Below are 15,687 nucleotides of genomic sequence, written 5' to 3'. Positions count from 1 at the left end.
TTGTCCTCCGTCAACGACTGGTTACCCAAGGACTGGGTACCCAGGACGGACGGCGGACAAACGCACGGCGGTGACTCGAATGGGTCGGGCGGTTTGGCGCGGCCGGCAAGTGGGTACGGCACGTCGCGAGCGCAACACCGAGTTGTGCCGCGTCACCGAGGAGGCAGTCCATGGGCAAGCCCGACAGCGCCGGCACCGCTACGAGTCCCCAAGGCGATCAGGGCTCGGGTGCCCCGGCATCCACCGACGCTCAGGACGGAGGCCCCGGGTCCCACACCGAGGACCAGACCGGTGGCACCGCCAACGACCCCGCGAGCGGGGGCATCCCCGAGGATGCCGAGAGCGAGGACGGCACTCCCGCCAGCTGAGCTCCCACGGCGCGAGGCGAGGCCTGCTGTTGCGCTTGCTCGGGTGCGGTGGTTGTCTGGGGCAAAGACAACCGGTCCAGCAGTGGTGCCTTGTCCCCAACTCGAACTCGAGGGGATGCACCGTGTCAGCACCGCTTGTCCTTACTTCCCATACCGCTTCGTTCGCCGAGCCGGCATCGACCGTTCAGGACCACGAGCGCGCCGAAGCGCTCCTCGCCGAGGTCCAGGACTGTTCGGACCCCGAGCGGCGGGACGAGCTGCGACGCCAAGCCGTCGTCCTCACCCTGGACCTCGCCGACGGGGTCGCACGCCGCTTCAGGGGCCGGGGGATGGACGTCGAGGACCTCGTCCAGGTGGGTCGGGTGGCCCTGCTGAAGGCTGCCCACGCCTACCGGTGCGGCTACGGGAGCAGCTTCGCGGCATACGCCGTCCCCACGATCGCCGGCGAGATCAAACGACACTTCCGCGACAACGCCTGGGCGGTCCGGCCGCCACGGCGGCTGCAAGAGCTGCGCGCCGAGCTCGTCCGCGAAGAGGATCACCTGCGGCACCTGCTGCTCCGCGAGCCGACCGAGGCAGAGCTCGCCCAGAGCCTCGGGCTGCCCAGCTCCGACGTGCGTGATGCCCACGCCTGTTCACGGGCCTATCGCGCCGTGTCCCTCGACCTGCCGCCGGGGGCTGGGGTGCCGGACGTGGTCGACGACGAGCCCGGCGTCGATGACCTCATCGCCGACCGGGACCTGCTCGCGCGGGCGCTCGAGGGCCTGAGTGACCGCGAGCGGCTCATCCTGAGGCTGCGGTTCGTCGAGGAACAGACCCAGTCGCAAATCGGGGTCGTGCTCGGTGTCAGCCAGATGCAGGTCTCCCGGCTCCTTGCCGTCATCCTCGGAAAGCTTCGCAGCGACCTGCTGGCACCTGCTGCATGAACCCAACCCGGTGGACGGCTGCCGCCGGGACAAGCGTGGAGGAGGACAGGCATGAAGATCGGCTACTTCCTGTCGTGTGAGGAGTACGGTCCCCAAGAGCTCGTCGAGCAGGCTGTGCTCGCGGAGAAGTCGGGTTTCACGCGGCTCTGGATCAGCGACCACTACCACCCCTGGAACGACGAGCAGGGACAGAGCCCCTTCGTCTGGTCGGTGATCGGTGCGATCTCGCAGGCCTGCTCCCTGCCGGTCACCACAGCTGTCACGTGCCCCACCGTTCGGGTGCACCCGGCCGTGGTTGCGCAGGCTGCGGCGACCTCGGCCGTGATGCTCGTTGGGCGTTTCGTCCTCGGGGTCGGCTCGGGCGAGGCGCTCAACGAGCACGTGCTCGGGCAACCGTGGCCGCACGCCGAACGGCGGCTGGAGATGTTGGAGGAGGCCGTCGAGGTGATGCGTGCCCTGTGGACCGGTGAGGTGGTCTCGCACGAGGGACGGCACTACACGGTCGACACCGCACGGATCTACACCCTCCCTGAGCAACCCCCGCCGGTCTACGTCTCCGCCTTCGGGCCCAAGGCGTTGGAAGTGGCGGCGCGCATCGGTGACGGGTTCATCACCACCAAGCCGGACGGTGATGCGGTGGCTGAGTTCCGACGGCTCAAGGGCGACGACCAGGCGCCGGCCATGGCCGGCTTCAAGGTGGCGTATGCCGCGACGGCCGAGGAGGGGCGCGACCATGCTCATCGGTTGTGGGCCAACTCCGGGCTACCGGGCGAGCTCGCTCAGGTGCTTCCTTCCCCGCAGCACTTCGAACAAGCGGCGACCCTGGTGACGAAGGAGTCGACAGGGGAGTCGGTCGTGTGTGGGAGTGACGCGGGGGAGCACCGCGCAGCGTTCGACCCGTTCGAGAAGGCGGGTTTCGACGAGGTGTACGTGGCGAACATGGGCCCCCTGTGGAGGGAGATGATCGCGTTCTACGGTGAGGAGGTGCTCCCCAAGCTGTCGTGACGGGTTGAGTCGGTGTGGGCAAGAGGAGGACTGATGCAGACATGAGTGACGGCTGGGCACTGGGCATCGCCTGGTGGCTCTTCCTGGCCATGCTGGCCGCCCTGGTGTTCACGATCCTGCGCAGACGCCCGTGATGCGGGCGGCACGGACCCTGCTGGCCCTCGGCTCGGCACTCATCGTGGGCGGTTGCATCGCTCCCGCCCTGGACCGGGGCGCCTTCGAGCAGAACGCCAAGAGCGCCCTGGAGTCGGCGGCGAGTGAGACCTCGACCGCGCAGATCGCAGTGGACGTCCTGCTGTCCGGCAAGGCCACGAACGCCTACGCCGACACCGTGGTGACCGACAGCGAGAACGCCATGGGGGGCATCGAGACGAGCTTCGGTGTCGTCGACCCGCCCACCCCGACCCAGGACGAGCTGCGCGACCAAGTGCTCACCCTGCTCGGCGACGCCGACGACGCCTTGGCCCATGCCCGGATTGCGATCCGTCGCGGCGACGTCTCCTCGCTGACGGACGCCCGCAAGGAGCTTGACGACGTCAGCTCCCACCTGGAGTCAGCCAGGGCAGACCTCAAGTGAACGGGGACGAGTCTTCGTGAAGAAGGTCTTCGCGGTCGCGCTGGGCATCCTGACCGCCATCGGCGGGTTCGTCGACATCGGCGACCTGATCACCAACGCCCTCGTCGGGTCCCGGTTCGGGCTGTCCCTGGTCTGGGTGGTCCTCGTCGGGGTGGTCGGCATCTGCGTCTTCGCGGAGATGAGCGGTCGGGTCGCCGCGGTCAGCGGACGCGGGACGTTCGACCTGATCCGCGAGCGACTCGGTCCGCGGGTCGGGCTGACCAACCTGGTCGCGTCCATGCTGGTCACGTTCCTGACCCTGGCCGCCGAGATAGGCGGGGTCGCGCTGGCCATGGAGCTGGCAACCAGCGTGAACCGGTTCCTGTGGATGCCCGTGGCCGGCGCCGCGGTGTGGTTGGTGCTGTGGCGGGTGAAGTTCGCCGTTCTCGAGAACGCCTTCGGGCTGGCAGGCCTGTCCCTCGTCGTGTTCGCTGTCGCGGTGTGGAAGCTCGGCCCTGACTGGAGCTCGCTGGCCCAGCACGCGTTCAACCCGACGGTGCCGCCGAACGAGTCGCACACGGTGTACTTCTACTACGCAATCGCCTTGTTCGGCGCCGCCATGACCCCCTACGAAGTGTTCTTCTTCAGCTCCGGCGGGGTCGAGGAGAAGTGGACGGCGAAGGACCTGGGCACCATGAGGGCCAACGTGTTCATCGGGTTCCCACTGGGCGGCATCCTGTCGGTGGCGATCGCCGCCTGCACCTCCCTGGTGTTCCTGCCGCACGGCATCAGCGTCGACACCCTGGGACAGACAGGACTGCCAGTGGTCCTCGCCGTCGGAAAGCTCGGACTCGCGTTCCTGCTGCTGGGATTCTTCGCCGCCACCTTCGGCGCTGCGTGCGAGACCGGCCTGTCCGTCGGCTACAGCGTCGCCCAGTACCTGGGTTGGCAGTGGGGCAAGTACGTGGCACCCCTTCGTGCCGCCCGCTTCCACACGGTCCTGCTGCTGTCGTGCATCGGCGGTGTGGCCCTGCTCCTGACCACGGTCGACCCCATCATGCTCACGGAGTACTCAGTGGTCTTCAGTGCCATCGCCCTGCCCCTGACGTACTTTCCGATCCTGGTTGTCGCCAACGACCGCACCTACATGGGCAGCCATGCCAACGGGCGGCTGGCGAACTCCTTGGGCATGGTCTACCTGGTCCTGGTCATCGTGGCCTCGGTGGCCGCCATTCCCCTGATGGTCCTGACAAAGGCGGGGCAATGATGCCAAGGACATCTCGGGCCGACAGCATCGACGTGACCCTCAGGGTGATGGACCACCAGCTCGTCGGCCCCAGCGGTGCGCTCCTGGGAAACGTCGACAACCTCGTCGTGCGTCAGGAGAAGGACGAGCTGTTCATCGTGGGGGTGCTCAGTGGGCCGGGTGGGTTCGGGCCACGCCAGCCGGGGCTGCTCGGGCGGTGGATCGTCGCCGTGTGGAAACGCCTCAACCCGCGCGAGGACCCCAGCCCGCTCATGGTGCCCATGTCCCACCTGCGCAGCATCGGCTCGGCGATCACCGTGAGTGACTATGCAGAGGGCGTCCTTCAGGGCGCCGCAGGGCTCGAGCAATGGCTACGTCGCCACGTCATCTCGGCCATCCCCGGGGCGACAGCCGGCGACGACCGGCTGTCCGGGACGACCGTGGGCCAACCAGTCGACCACGACGAGCTCACGCCACCCAAGGGCTCCCACCTGGTGAGTGACCTGCTCGGAGCAGAGGTCGTCGATGACACCGGTGGGTCCCTGGGTGCGGTTCTGGAGCTTCGCGGGCTGCCCTTCGAGCAGACCGGCCTCGAGGTCGGCCGGCTGCGCGTGACCAGCATCGTGTTCGGGCCGCGGGCTCTCGGTGGCGAGCTGGGCTACACCACCCTGACCGACCAGGGCCCATGGCTGCTCGCACGCTCCTTCGGCTGGTGGCACCGTGACGACCGCGAGGCCACCTGGGATGACGTCGCCCACATCGACTGGGCCGAGCAACGGGTCACGCTCCGGGCAGGCCAGAACTGGCGACATCCACACGCTGCGGAGCCAGGCGGCTAGCAGTGTGTGGACGTCGCGTTCAGGTTCGGGTCAACGGCTGCGCTCCGTTCAGGACTGCAGCGCCGCCAGGGCCTGCTCCTTGGCTGCGGTGAAGCGGTCGCCGAGGTCTGACAGCTCCTGGTTGGAGGCGCTCGCGGCGAAGGCAGGCAGGATCTCCTGCTCCTCCTCCTCCACGTGGTGGCGCACCTCTCCGATCATGGCTGCGATCAGCCCGTCCACGCCCGGCGCCTCGGGGTCCGCCGCCAGGAGCTGCTGGAGGGTCTGCTCCACGTGGTGGTGTTCGGCGAGACCGTCGTCCACGTCCGTGCCTTCGTCCGGGACGGTCGCCTTGATGGCCGGGTACACCACCTGCTCCTCGGCCTTGGAGTGCGGGATCAGCAGCTCGGCGACCTGCTGGAGCAAGCCGGGTATGTCCGCGGGTTCGGCCTTCTCGAGCTGCTTGAACACCGACTCGAGCGTCTTGTGGTCGTCCTTGATGAGCGTGATGACACCGGGCATGAAAACTCCATCCGTCGAGGCGGCTTGCGATGAGCGTGCCCCTGCTGCTTACCCAGTCGACGGACAAGTACACCCTCAACCGGCGCCCGGGTTCACCCGGTTGGAGAATGGCGCCGGCGATGGCCGAACTCGAGGTGGCGTGTGCCGCGACGGCGGTCAGTACCAGTGTCGGCGGCCGCCGATGGCGCGGCCGGTCGAGCCGAGCAGCAGGAGCACCAGCCCGATGACCGCCAGGATGACGCCGATGGTGATGAGGACGGGGATATCGGCCAAGTAGCCGATGACGACCAGGATGAGGCCGAGGATGATCATGGGTACCTCCTTCGTCCCGTGCCGCCAAGATACTGCCCGGACCGAGCGCCTTTCAAACGTCCGGGACCGGCTGGTGCGGCCTGGGGCGCGGTCGCCCACAGGGCGGGTGGCACAATCCGAGGCGTGAACCCGTCGCCTGCCTCCGTCATGGTGCTGGCCGACCCTGTCGAGGGAGCGTCCTCATGAGCTCGGCACCTCGGACGGCCCCTCGTCTGGAGGACGTCGCGCGCGTTGCCGGGGTGTCGCACCAGACGGTCTCACGGGTCGTGAACGGGTCCGCGCGCGTGGCGCCGGCCACCCGCGCCCGGGTGCTCGAGGCGGTCGCCGAGCTCGGATACCGCGGCAACAGCGCGGCCAAGGCGCTCGCCACCCAGAAGAGCGGTGTGGTCGGGGTCGTCGTGGCGGGGCTTGGCTTCTTCGGCCCGTCCAGCACCGTGGTGGGCCTGGAGCTGGCGGCTCGCGCCGAGGGCTACGGCATGGTGCTCGCCTCCCTGCCCGAGGTGACCCAGCAGGCAACCCAGGATGCCCTCGACCACCTGGTCGGCGAGTCGGTCGAGGCCATCGTGCTGATCGCTCCTGTCGACACCGGCCTCGACCTGGGTGTCCGGTCGCGGCTGCCGGTTCCCGTCGTGGTCCTGGACGCGAACCCCGTGCGCGCGCGCCTGTCGGTTGGGGTGGACCACGAGGCCGGGGCACGGTTGGCCACCCAGCACCTGATCGACCTCGGGCACCGCCACATCGCCCACCTCAGTGGTCCGGCGGACTGGTACCAGGCCGAAGCCCGCACGCTCGGCTGGCGCGGCGCGCTGGAGGAGGCCGGGCTGGCGACCCCCGAACCCCTGGTGGGGGACTGGACCGCCTCGAGTGGTTACCGCCTCGGGCGTCAGCTGGCCGCGCAGTCGGAGGTGACGGGCATCTTCGTCGCCAACGACCAGATGTCCATCGGCGTGCTGCGCGCCCTGGCCGAGGCCGGTCGCACGGTGCCCGGCGACGTCAGCATCGTCGGTTTCGACGACCTTCCGGAGTCCGAGTACTTCACGCCGCCGCTCACGACGGTCCGGCAGAACTTCGTGGCCCTGGGTCGCGGGGCCATGGGCCTGCTCACCTCGGCGATCCGTGGCGAGCTGGAGGAGGGCACCGTCACCGTGCCGCCCAAGCTCGTGGTGCGTGCCTCGACCGGCCGTCCTCCCGGCTGAGTCGAGCACGGTCGGAGGTTTCTTGGCGCGAGGTCTTGACAAGCAAAGTGTTAGCGCTAACATTTGCTGTTAGCGCTAACACGAACCTGTGGCGGGCGCACTGGCTCACTGGCGAACCAACAGCACGAGGAGCGTTCGATGACGAACGAGGACAGCGACGACAGCTACGTCGTCGGCGTCGACTTCGGGACCCTGTCCGGCCGTGCGGTGGTGGTACGCGTCAGCGACGGGGCCGAGCTGGGCAGCGCGGTGTCGGTCTACCCGCACGCTGTCATCGACGAGGCACTCCCGGGGACGGGCGAGCGGCTCCCTCCTGAGTGGGCGCTCCAGGTCCCGACGGACTACGTCCACGTGCTGCGCACCGCGGTTCCCGAAGCTGTCCGCGCCGCGGGGATCGCCCCCGAACGGGTCGTCGGCATCGGGACCGACTTCACGGCGTGCACGATGGTGCCCACGCTCGCGGACGGCACCCCGCTGAGCGAGACCGCCGGCTTCGCCTCCTCGCCCCACGCCTACGTCAAGCTGTGGCGCCACCACGCGGCCCAGGGACAGGCCGATCGCATCAACGCCCTCGCCGCCGAGCGCGCCGAGCCGTGGCTGGGTCGCTACGGCGGCCTCATCTCCTCGGAGTGGGAGTTCGCCAAGGGCCTGCAGATCCTCGAGGAGGCCCCCGAGGTGTATGCCGCCATGGCCCACTTCGTGGAGCTTGCGGACTGGATCGTGTGGCAGCTGTGCGGCGAGTACGTGCGCAACGCCTGCACGGCCGGATACAAGGGGATCTACCAGGACGGGGAGTACCCGAGCCGCGACTTCCTCGCCGCTCTGAACCCGGGCTTCGCCGGCTTCGTCGACGACAAGCTCGCCCACCGCATCGGACAGCTGGGTGACCCTGCCGGGCGGCTGACGGCGCAGGCGGCTGCCTGGACCGGGCTGCCGGAGGGCATCGTGGTGGCGGTCGGCAACGTCGACGCGCACGTCTCGGCACCCGCTGCGCAGGCGGTCGAGCCGGGCCAGCTCGTCGCGATCATGGGCACGTCGACCTGCCACGTTCTCAGCAGCACCGTCCTGCGCGACGTCCCCGGGATGTGCGGTGTCGTCGACGGGGGCATCATCCCGGGGCTCTGGGGGTACGAAGCCGGTCAGTCGGGAGTGGGTGACATCTTCGGCTGGTTCGTGAGCTCGTGCGTTCCGCCGGCGTACCACGAGGCGGCCGCCCGGGCAGGGGTCTCCGTTCACGAGCACCTCACCGCGCTGGCAGAGGCCCAGCCGATCGGTGGGCACGGCCTGGTCGCGCTCGACTGGCACAGCGGCAACCGGTCGACCCTGGTGGACCACGAGCTGTCCGGTCTCGTCGTCGGACAGACCCTCGCGACCACGCCTGAGGACACCTACCGCGCACTGCTCGAGTCCACCGCGTTCGGCGCCCGGGTCATCGTCGAGGCCTTCGAGGGGTCCGGCGTGCCGGTCACGGAGTTCGTCGTCGCGGGTGGCCTGCTGCGCAACCCGCTGCTGATGCAGATCTATGCGGACGTCCTCAACCTCCCCCTGTCCGCGGTCCGGTCGGAGCAGGGCCCGGCGCTCGGCTCGGCCATCCACGCGGCCGTGGCGGCGGGGGCCTACCCCGACATCCGCAAGGCCGCGCAGGCGATGGGCGGCCGCACGGTCGCTGCCTTCGTCCCGGTCCCGGAGAACGTGGCCGCCTACGACGAGCTGTATGCCGAGTACGTCGCGCTCCACGACCACTTCGGACGGGGCGGCAACGACGTCATGCGCCGGCTCAAGGCGATCCGCCGCAAGGCCCTGGCATGAACGCCCTCGCCCTCCCGGCAGTCCGCGAAGCCGTGGACCAGCTGCGCGCCTCCGTCGCCGACCTGCACAGCGAGCTCACGCGCAACGCCCTCGTCGCCTGGACCGCGGGCAACGTCTCCGCGCGGGTGCCGGGCGAGGAGCTCCTCGTCATCAAGCCGTCCGGGGTCGCCTACGACCAGCTGAGCGCTGACGCGATGGTCGTGACCGACTTCGAGGGTCGACTGGTCGAGGGGTCGCACGCTCCGTCGTCCGACACGGCCGCGCACGCCTACGTCTACGCCCACCTCCCCGAGGTCGGAGGAGTCGTGCACACGCACTCCACCTACGCCACGGCCTGGTGCGCCCGGCGCGAGTCGATCCCCTGCGTGCTCACGATGATCGCCGACGAGTTCGGCGGGGACATCCCCGTGGGCCCGTTCGCCCTGATCGGGGACGACTCGATCGGCCGGGGCCTGGTCCAGACCTTGGCGAGCAGCAGGTCCAAGGCGGTCCTCATGGGCGGGCACGGCCCCTTCACCGTGGGGCCCGACGCCCGCGCGGCCGTCAAGACGGCCGTGATGCTCGAGGACGTCGCCCGCACCGTGCACGTCGCCAGCCAGCTCGGGAACCCCTGGCGGCTGGACCAGGCAGACATCGACCGGCTCTACGACCGCTACCAGAACGTATACGGGCAGAAGGGAACTCCCGCCTCATGACCACTCAGCCGAAGATCTGGTTCCTCACGGGCAGCCAGGGCCTCTATGGCGAGGACGTCTTGCGCCAGGTCGCCGCACAGTCCGCGGTGATCTCCGATGCCCTCCAGTCCGCGGGGACCCTCACCGCCGAGGTCGTGGCCAAGCCGATCCTGACCGATGCCGCGTCCATCCGCCGCGTGATGCTCGATGCCAACGGTGACGACGACGTGGTGGGAGTCATCGCGTGGATGCACACCTTCTCCCCGGCGAAGATGTGGATCTCCGGGCTCGATGCCCTTGCGAAACCGCTGCTGCACCTGCACACGCAAGCGGGGCGGGACCTACCGTGGGCCACGATCGACATGGACTTCATGAACCTCAACCAGGCCGCCCACGGCGACCGGGAGTTCGGTTACATCCAGACCAGGGTCGGGGTCACGCGCAAGACGGTGACCGGACACGTCAGCGATCCCACCACCGTCGAACGCATCGCGACGTGGGCCCGTGCCGCGGTCGCCCGGGCCTCCCTGCGCACGCTCCGGGTCGTGCGCTTCGGCGACAACATGCGCGACGTCGCCGTCACGGACGGCGACAAGGTCGAGGCCGAGCTGCGCCTCGGCGTCTCGGTCAACACCTACGGCGTCAACGACCTGGTGGCCGTCGTGGACCAGGTGGCCGACGCCGACATCGACACGCTCGTGAAGGAGTACGAGGACCTGTATGCCGTGGCAGCGGACCTGCGCTCGGACGGCGGGCGTCACGAGTCCCTGCGCTACGGAGCACGGATCGAGCTAGGGCTGAGGACGTTCCTGGAGGAGGGCGGCTACGGCGCCTTCACCACCAACTTCGAGGACCTCGGCGGGCTGCGCCAGCTGCCCGGGCTGGCGGTTCAGCGCCTCATGGCCGACGGCTACGGCTTCGGTGGCGAGGGGGACTGGAAGACCGCGGTCATGCTCCGCACCCTCAAGGTGATGGCGCGGGGACTGCCCGGCGGCACCTCGTTCATGGAGGACTACACGTACCACCTTGAGCCGGGCCGCGAGCTGATCCTCGGCGCGCACATGCTCGAGGTCTGTCCCTCGATCGCGGCCGAACGGCCGAGCCTCGAGATCCACCCGCTCGGCATCGGAGGTCGCGAGGACCCGGTGCGGCTGGTGTTCACCGCCGCTGCAGGGGAAGGCATCGTGGTCGGCATCTCCGACCTGGGCGACCGGTTCCGGCTGACTGCCAACGAGATCGACGTCGTGCCACCGATGGCCGAGCTTCCCAACCTCCCGGTCGCGCGAGCGGTCTGGAGCCCGCGTCCTGACCTGCGCACATCCACCGAGTCCTGGCTGGTCGCTGGGGGTCCGCACCACACGGTGCTGTCAACCGCCCTGACGGCCGAGCACCTGCACGACTTCGCCGAGATGACGGGCCTCGAGCTGGCCCTCATCGACGCCCACACGACCACCCGCGGCTTCGTTCGCGAGCTGCGGTGGAACACCGCTTACCACCGGCTGGCCCAAGGCCTGTGAGGCGCCGCGCCGTTGGCGCACAACTGAATACCCGAACACCCGTCAGTACCTCAGCCGGCACCTTCGCAGGTTGACATCCATGGAATGGAGCACACAGTGCGCAGAATCATCGCGGCAGCTGCCGTCGGCCTCCTCGCAGTCGGCCTGAGCGCCTGCGGTCGCCAGACGGACAACGCCTCGTCCGGCAGCAGCGGCGCTGCCAACGTCAAGGGCACCATCGGGGTGGCCATGCCGACCAAGACGTCCGAGCGGTGGATCAAGGACGGTGACTACATCAAGCAGCAGCTCGAGGCCGCCGGCTACAAGGTGAACCTCCAGTACGCCAACGACGACATCCCGACCCAGGTCACCCAGGTCAACGACATGGTGACCAAGCAGAACCAGGTCCTGGTGATCGCCTCCATCGACGGCACTGCCCTGAAGGGTGCCCTCAAGGAGGCCAAGGACGCGGGCATCCCCGTGATCGCCTACGACCGCCTGCTTCGTGACACCGACGCCGTCGACTACTACACGACCTTCGACAACCTGAAGGTGGGCAAGCTGCAGGCCGAGTCCCTGCTCGCCGGCCTCGCGGCCAGCGGCGCTCCCAAGCCGTGGAACGTCGAGCTCTTCGCCGGGTCCCCGGACGACAACAACGCCACGTTCTTCTTCAACGGGGCCATGGAGGTCCTGCAGCCGAAGATCGACGCCGGCGACATCAAGATCGCGTCCGGTGAGACCAACTTCAAGACCGTGGCGACCCTGCGGTGGGACGCGGCGGTGGCGAAGAAGCGCATGGAGAACGTGCTGACGAAGTCGTACTCCAAGGCTGACGTCAACGGCGTGCTGTCGCCCTACGACGGTCTGTCCCGTGGCATCCTCGCCGCGCTCAAGGGCAGCGGTTACGGCACCGGTGGCAAGAAGCTGCCGGTCGTCACCGGCCAGGACGCCGAGCTCGAGTCGGTCAAGTCGATCCTCGCCGACGAGCAGTACTCGACGGTCTTCAAGAACACGCGTGACCTGGCCCAGGCCACCGTCACGATGATCACCGAGATCGCCGGCAAGAAGACCGTGACGGTCAACGACACGGAGTCCTACGACAACGGCGTCAAGAAGGTCCCGACCCAGCTCCTCGAGCCGGTCGCCGCCGACAAGTCCAACGTCAAGGACATCCTGCTCAAGGCGAAGTACTACACCGAGGCCGACTTCTCCTAGTCGCCCCACCAGCTCCGTGGCGGCGGACGGATCACCGTCCGCCGCCACGGACACCACACAGGGGCAGTTGCCCTGCACCCTGCACGAACCTCACGAAGACCCGAAACCCAACGGGACCCAGAAGACCCACGGAGGCTGAGCGGATGTCCACCCCGATCCTCACGATGCGCGACATCACCAAGGAGTTCCCGGGCGTCAAGGCGCTCTCGGACGTGAACCTGTCGGTGCAGCGCGGCGAGATCCACAGCATCTGTGGTGAGAACGGTGCCGGGAAGTCGACCCTCATGAAGGTCCTCTCCGGTGTCTACCCGCACGGCACCTACCTCGGCGACATCGTCTTCGAGGGCAGCGAGATGCAGTTCAAGGGGATTCGCGACAGCGAGTCCGCGGGCATCGTCATCATCCACCAGGAGCTCGCGCTCATCCCGGAGCTGTCGATCGTGGAGAACCTCTTCCTCGGCAACGAGCAGGGCAAGGCAGGCGTCATCAACTGGCCGGTCGCGCGACAGCGTGCCCTCGACCTGCTCGCGCGGGTGGGCCTGGACGAGGACCCGAACAGCCAGGTCAAGAACATCGGCATCGGCAAGCAGCAGCTCGTCGAGATCGCCAAGGCGCTGGCCAAGGACGTCAAGCTGCTGATCCTCGACGAGCCGACGGCCGCCCTCAACGACACCGACAGCCGACACCTCCTGGACCTCCTCCTGGGCCTCAAGGCCAAGGGCATCACCTCGATCATGATCAGCCACAAGCTGGGCGAGATCGAGGAGGTGTCCGACTCGATCACGATCATCCGGGACGGCCGCACCATCGAGACGCTGGACATCACCAAGGGTGAGGTGAACGAGGACCGGATCATCCGCGGCATGGTCGGCCGCGACCTGGACCGCCGGTTCCCCCCGCACGAGCCGACAATCGGTGAGGTGCTCCTGGAGATCCGGGACTGGACCGTCGGCCACCCCCATGACGCCTCCCGGCTCGTCGTCAAGAACGCCAACCTCAGCATCCGCCGGGGCGAGATCGTCGGCCTCGCGGGTCTGATGGGCGCAGGTCGCACCGAGCTGGCCCGCAGCGTCTTCGGTGAGTCCTACGGCCACAAGGTCGGCGGCCAGCTGGTCAAGGACGGCCGGTCGCTCAAGGCGAACACCGTCCAGAAGGCGATCGACGCCGGGCTGGCCTACGTCACCGAGGACCGCAAGAGCCTGGGCCTGAACCTGCTGGACACGATCAAGGTGTCCATCACGGCTGCCGGGCTCCGGAAGATCCGGCGGCGTGGCGTCGTCGACGAGCGCGAGGAGGTCCTCGCCGCAGAGCGCTACCGCAAGAGCATGAACATCAAGACCCCGAGCATCGAGGAGGGCGTCGCCAAGCTCTCCGGCGGCAACCAGCAGAAGGTCGTCCTCGGCAAGTGGATGTTCACCGAGCCGGACGTGCTCATCCTCGACGAGCCCACCCGGGGCATCGACGTCGGCGCCAAGTACGAGATCTACGAGATCATCAACCGCCTCGCCGACAGCGGACGCGGCGTGCTCGTGATCTCCTCCGAGCTGCCCGAGCTGCTCGGGCTGTGCGACCGCATCTACACGCTCAGCGCCGGTGTCATCACGGCCGACGTCCCCCGCGCCCAAGCAGACCAGGAAATCCTCATGCGTTACATGACCCAGCGAAAGGCAGACTGACATGGCGACCGACATCGCCCCCGCGCCCACGGCCCCCGCGCCGCCGCCCACCCAGTCACTGGTGAGCGAGATGCGCAAGGCCCTCAGCGGCAACATCCGCCAGTACGGGATGATGATCGCGCTGCTGCTGCTGGTGCTCATGTTCCAGGTGCTCACCGACGGCCTGTTCCTCCAGCCTCGCAACGTCACGTCGCTACTGGTGCAGAACGGCTACATCCTCATCCTCGCCATCGGCATGGTCATGGTGATCATCGCCGGCCACATCGACCTGTCGGTCGGCTCGGTGAGCGCCTTCGTCGGTGCCACCGTGGCTCTGTCGATGGCCAAGCTCGACCTGCCCTGGCCGGCCGCCATCCTCCTCGGACTGGCGCTGGGCATCCTGGTCGGGATCTGGCAGGGCTTCTGGGTCGCCTACGTGGGCATCCCCGCCTTCATCGTGACCCTGGCCGGCATGTTGCTCTTCCGCGGCCTGGACCTGATGATCCTCAACGCCGAGTCCATCCCGGTGCCGGAGAGCTTCCAGAAGATCGCCAACGGCTACCTGCCCGAGGTGGGGCCGGTGACCGGCTACCACAACCCCACGCTCGTCCTGACGCTGCTGGCCGTCGCCGTGATCGTCTACCTCGAGCTGCGGCGGCGGTCCGACCTTCGCCGCTACGGCATGGACGTGCCCCGGTTGACCCTGAGCGTGATCAAGCTCGTCGTCATCTGCGGGCTGCTGCTCGGCTTCGGCCTCCTGCTGGCGTCCTACAAGGGAGTGCCGGTCGTCGGCCTGATCCTCGGTGGCCTCGTCGTCCTCTACACGTTCATCACCCAGCGCACCGTTCTCGGTCGTCACATCTACGCGGTCGGTGGCAACTCCAACGCGGCTCGCCTCTCCGGCGTGGACACGCGACGCATCGACCTGTTCGTCATGGTCAACATGGGCTTCCTGGCCGCGGTCGCGGGCATGGTGTTCACGGCATACCTCAACGCCGCGAACCCCAAGGACGGCGTCAACTTCGAGCTCGACGCGATCGCGGCCGTCTTCGTCGGCGGCGCGGCGGTGGCCGGCGGCGTCGGCACAGTGACGGGGTCGATGATCGGCGGCCTCGTCATGGGCGTGCTCAACCTGGGCCTGGCCAACATGAGCGTGGACAGCAACTTCGTCCAGATCATCAAGGGCCTCGTACTCCTCGGCGCCGTGGCGTTCGACGTGTACTCCAAGAGCCAGGGCAAGCCGAGCTTCATCGGGATGATCCTCAGGGGTGTGCAACGTGGTCGAGGAGGCGACGGTCCGAGCGGCCCCACCGGGGGCACCGGTCCCTCGACTCCGGTTTCCGAGGGGGAGGAGGGCGCCGGCTTCCGCAACGCCAGTCGCTCGCACACCGGCATCGCGGAGCGTGGAGCCGCGCAGAGCGCCCAACCCTCGACCGGGTAGCGCGCTGGCCGGGTGACCGGGTAGCCAGGTTTCGAGGAGTACCTCGCCGGTCAGGCGAGGTACTCCTCGTCGCTGACGTGCTCGAGCCAGGTCGTGCTGGTGGCAGGGTCGTCGGCCTGGTCGAGCATGGCGAGGTGTTCCATGAAGGAGTCGGGTGCGGCGCCGTGCCAGTGTTCCTGGCCCGAGGGGCAGTAGAGCGTCTGCCCGGCATGGGCCTCGACCTTGTCGCTGCCGCGGGACTGGACCCACGCGATGCCCTGGGTGACGTGAAGGGTCTGGCCTCGGGCGTGTGAGTGCCAGGCGGTGCGGGCGCCCGGGGCGAAGCGGACCTTGGCGACGAACATCGACTGTCCGTCCTCGCGCGGGTGGGCGATGGGGTCGAGCCACACGTCGCCGGTGAACTGCTCGGGCGGGTTCTTGGTCGTGGGTGTCCGGGGGTCGATCTGCATGG

General features: G+C 68.5%; 16 protein-coding genes. 13 read left to right on the top strand and 3 right to left on the bottom strand.

Features of this window, described 5'->3' with window-relative positions; translation table 11 throughout:
- Positions 1–170 precede the first annotated feature (170 nt).
- From AC1DWP_RS06255 to AC1DWP_RS06230, 6 genes are all read left to right on the top strand, one after another.
- Complete coding sequence (locus AC1DWP_RS06255; protein ID WP_477613598.1) at positions 171–368, top strand: hypothetical protein; 198 nt, start codon at positions 171–173, stop codon at positions 366–368.
- 122 nt (positions 369–490) lie between these two features.
- Positions 491–1,294 (top strand): sigma-70 family RNA polymerase sigma factor, encoded by an 804-nt coding sequence (locus AC1DWP_RS06250; RefSeq protein WP_477613597.1) that lies wholly within the window; start codon positions 491–493, stop codon positions 1,292–1,294.
- Positions 1,295–1,345: 51 nt separating this feature from the next.
- Positions 1,346–2,299 carry a TIGR03557 family F420-dependent LLM class oxidoreductase gene (locus AC1DWP_RS06245; protein WP_477613596.1) on the top strand — a complete coding sequence of 318 codons (954 nt, stop codon included), beginning with the start codon at positions 1,346–1,348 and terminating at the stop codon, positions 2,297–2,299.
- A 133-nt stretch (positions 2,300–2,432) separates the two neighbouring features.
- The gene (locus AC1DWP_RS06240) at positions 2,433–2,876 is read left to right on the top strand and encodes a hypothetical protein (protein WP_477613595.1); all 444 of its coding nucleotides are present in this window, start codon (positions 2,433–2,435) and stop codon (positions 2,874–2,876) included.
- A gap of 16 nt (positions 2,877–2,892) precedes the next feature.
- A complete protein-coding gene (locus AC1DWP_RS06235; RefSeq protein ID WP_477613594.1) occupies positions 2,893–4,122 on the top strand; it encodes an NRAMP family divalent metal transporter in 1,230 nt (409 codons plus the stop codon).
- A complete protein-coding gene (locus tag AC1DWP_RS06230; protein WP_477613593.1) occupies positions 4,122–4,940 on the top strand; it encodes a hypothetical protein in 819 nt (272 codons plus the stop codon). Before AC1DWP_RS06235 ends, AC1DWP_RS06230 begins: the two co-directional genes overlap by 1 nt.
- Before the next feature lie 48 nt (positions 4,941–4,988).
- Here AC1DWP_RS06230 and AC1DWP_RS06225 read toward each other — a convergent pair whose 3' ends face one another.
- The gene (locus AC1DWP_RS06225; protein ID WP_477613592.1) at positions 4,989–5,438 is read right to left on the bottom strand and encodes a hemerythrin domain-containing protein; all 450 of its coding nucleotides are present in this window, start codon (positions 5,436–5,438) and stop codon (positions 4,989–4,991) included.
- Between the two features lie 156 nt (positions 5,439–5,594).
- Positions 5,595–5,750 carry a DUF6131 family protein gene (locus AC1DWP_RS06220; RefSeq protein WP_477613591.1) on the bottom strand — a complete coding sequence of 52 codons (156 nt, stop codon included), beginning with the start codon at positions 5,748–5,750 and terminating at the stop codon, positions 5,595–5,597.
- A gap of 182 nt (positions 5,751–5,932) precedes the next feature.
- Between AC1DWP_RS06220 and AC1DWP_RS06215 the strand changes: the two genes are divergently transcribed.
- The 7 genes from AC1DWP_RS06215 to mmsB all read left to right on the top strand — a co-directional run bounded on the left by AC1DWP_RS06215 (position 5,933) and on the right by mmsB (position 15,236).
- On the top strand, positions 5,933–6,946 hold the full coding sequence (locus tag AC1DWP_RS06215) for a LacI family DNA-binding transcriptional regulator (RefSeq protein ID WP_477613590.1): 1,014 nt from the start codon (positions 5,933–5,935) through the stop codon (positions 6,944–6,946).
- A gap of 138 nt (positions 6,947–7,084) precedes the next feature.
- Entirely contained in the window at positions 7,085–8,755 is a 1,671-nt protein-coding gene (gene araB, locus AC1DWP_RS06210) for a ribulokinase (protein ID WP_477613589.1), read from the top strand.
- Positions 8,752–9,450: an L-ribulose-5-phosphate 4-epimerase gene (locus tag AC1DWP_RS06205; protein ID WP_477613588.1), complete on the top strand. Its 699-nt coding sequence runs from the start codon at positions 8,752–8,754 to the stop codon at positions 9,448–9,450. The genes araB and AC1DWP_RS06205 overlap by 4 nt, the downstream gene beginning before the upstream one ends.
- Positions 9,447–10,946 (top strand): L-arabinose isomerase, encoded by a 1,500-nt coding sequence (gene araA / locus AC1DWP_RS06200; protein WP_477613587.1) that lies wholly within the window; start codon positions 9,447–9,449, stop codon positions 10,944–10,946. Before AC1DWP_RS06205 ends, araA begins: the two co-directional genes overlap by 4 nt.
- A gap of 96 nt (positions 10,947–11,042) precedes the next feature.
- A complete protein-coding gene (gene chvE, locus AC1DWP_RS06195; protein ID WP_477613586.1) occupies positions 11,043–12,140 on the top strand; it encodes a multiple monosaccharide ABC transporter substrate-binding protein in 1,098 nt (365 codons plus the stop codon).
- Between the two features lie 143 nt (positions 12,141–12,283).
- Positions 12,284–13,816 carry a multiple monosaccharide ABC transporter ATP-binding protein gene (gene mmsA, locus AC1DWP_RS06190; protein ID WP_477613585.1) on the top strand — a complete coding sequence of 511 codons (1,533 nt, stop codon included), beginning with the start codon at positions 12,284–12,286 and terminating at the stop codon, positions 13,814–13,816.
- Position 13,817: 1 nt separating this feature from the next.
- Positions 13,818–15,236: a multiple monosaccharide ABC transporter permease gene (gene mmsB, locus AC1DWP_RS06185; RefSeq protein WP_477613584.1), complete on the top strand. Its 1,419-nt coding sequence runs from the start codon at positions 13,818–13,820 to the stop codon at positions 15,234–15,236.
- Between the two features lie 50 nt (positions 15,237–15,286).
- On the opposite strand, the gene AC1DWP_RS06180 is transcribed toward mmsB, so the two are convergent.
- Positions 15,287–15,685: a (R)-mandelonitrile lyase gene (locus tag AC1DWP_RS06180; RefSeq protein ID WP_477613583.1), complete on the bottom strand. Its 399-nt coding sequence runs from the start codon at positions 15,683–15,685 to the stop codon at positions 15,287–15,289.
- Between the last annotated feature and the right edge of the window lie 2 nt (positions 15,686–15,687).

It is taken from the genome of Pedococcus sp. P2_F6, assembly GCF_056403675.1.
Note: the sequence above shows the minus strand (reverse complement) of the source record. Positions and strands in the feature narration are given on the sequence as shown.

Coding starts and splice junctions, on each gene's coding strand:
- AC1DWP_RS06205 (WP_477613588.1), top strand. CDS start 8,752: ATGAACGCCCTCGCCCTCCCGGCAGTCCGCGAAGCCGTGGACCAGCTG.
- araA (WP_477613587.1), top strand. CDS start 9,447: ATGACCACTCAGCCGAAGATCTGGTTCCTCACGGGCAGCCAGGGCCTC.
- AC1DWP_RS06215 (WP_477613590.1), top strand. CDS start 5,933: ATGAGCTCGGCACCTCGGACGGCCCCTCGTCTGGAGGACGTCGCGCGC.
- araB (WP_477613589.1), top strand. CDS start 7,085: ATGACGAACGAGGACAGCGACGACAGCTACGTCGTCGGCGTCGACTTC.
- AC1DWP_RS06240 (WP_477613595.1), top strand. CDS start 2,433: ATGCGGGCGGCACGGACCCTGCTGGCCCTCGGCTCGGCACTCATCGTG.
- AC1DWP_RS06255 (WP_477613598.1), top strand. CDS start 171: ATGGGCAAGCCCGACAGCGCCGGCACCGCTACGAGTCCCCAAGGCGAT.
- AC1DWP_RS06245 (WP_477613596.1), top strand. CDS start 1,346: ATGAAGATCGGCTACTTCCTGTCGTGTGAGGAGTACGGTCCCCAAGAG.
- mmsB (WP_477613584.1), top strand. CDS start 13,818: ATGGCGACCGACATCGCCCCCGCGCCCACGGCCCCCGCGCCGCCGCCC.
- AC1DWP_RS06180 (WP_477613583.1), bottom strand. CDS start 15,685: ATGCAGATCGACCCCCGGACACCCACGACCAAGAACCCGCCCGAGCAG.
- AC1DWP_RS06225 (WP_477613592.1), bottom strand. CDS start 5,438: ATGCCCGGTGTCATCACGCTCATCAAGGACGACCACAAGACGCTCGAG.
- AC1DWP_RS06230 (WP_477613593.1), top strand. CDS start 4,122: ATGCCAAGGACATCTCGGGCCGACAGCATCGACGTGACCCTCAGGGTG.
- AC1DWP_RS06220 (WP_477613591.1), bottom strand. CDS start 5,750: ATGATCATCCTCGGCCTCATCCTGGTCGTCATCGGCTACTTGGCCGAT.
- mmsA (WP_477613585.1), top strand. CDS start 12,284: ATGTCCACCCCGATCCTCACGATGCGCGACATCACCAAGGAGTTCCCG.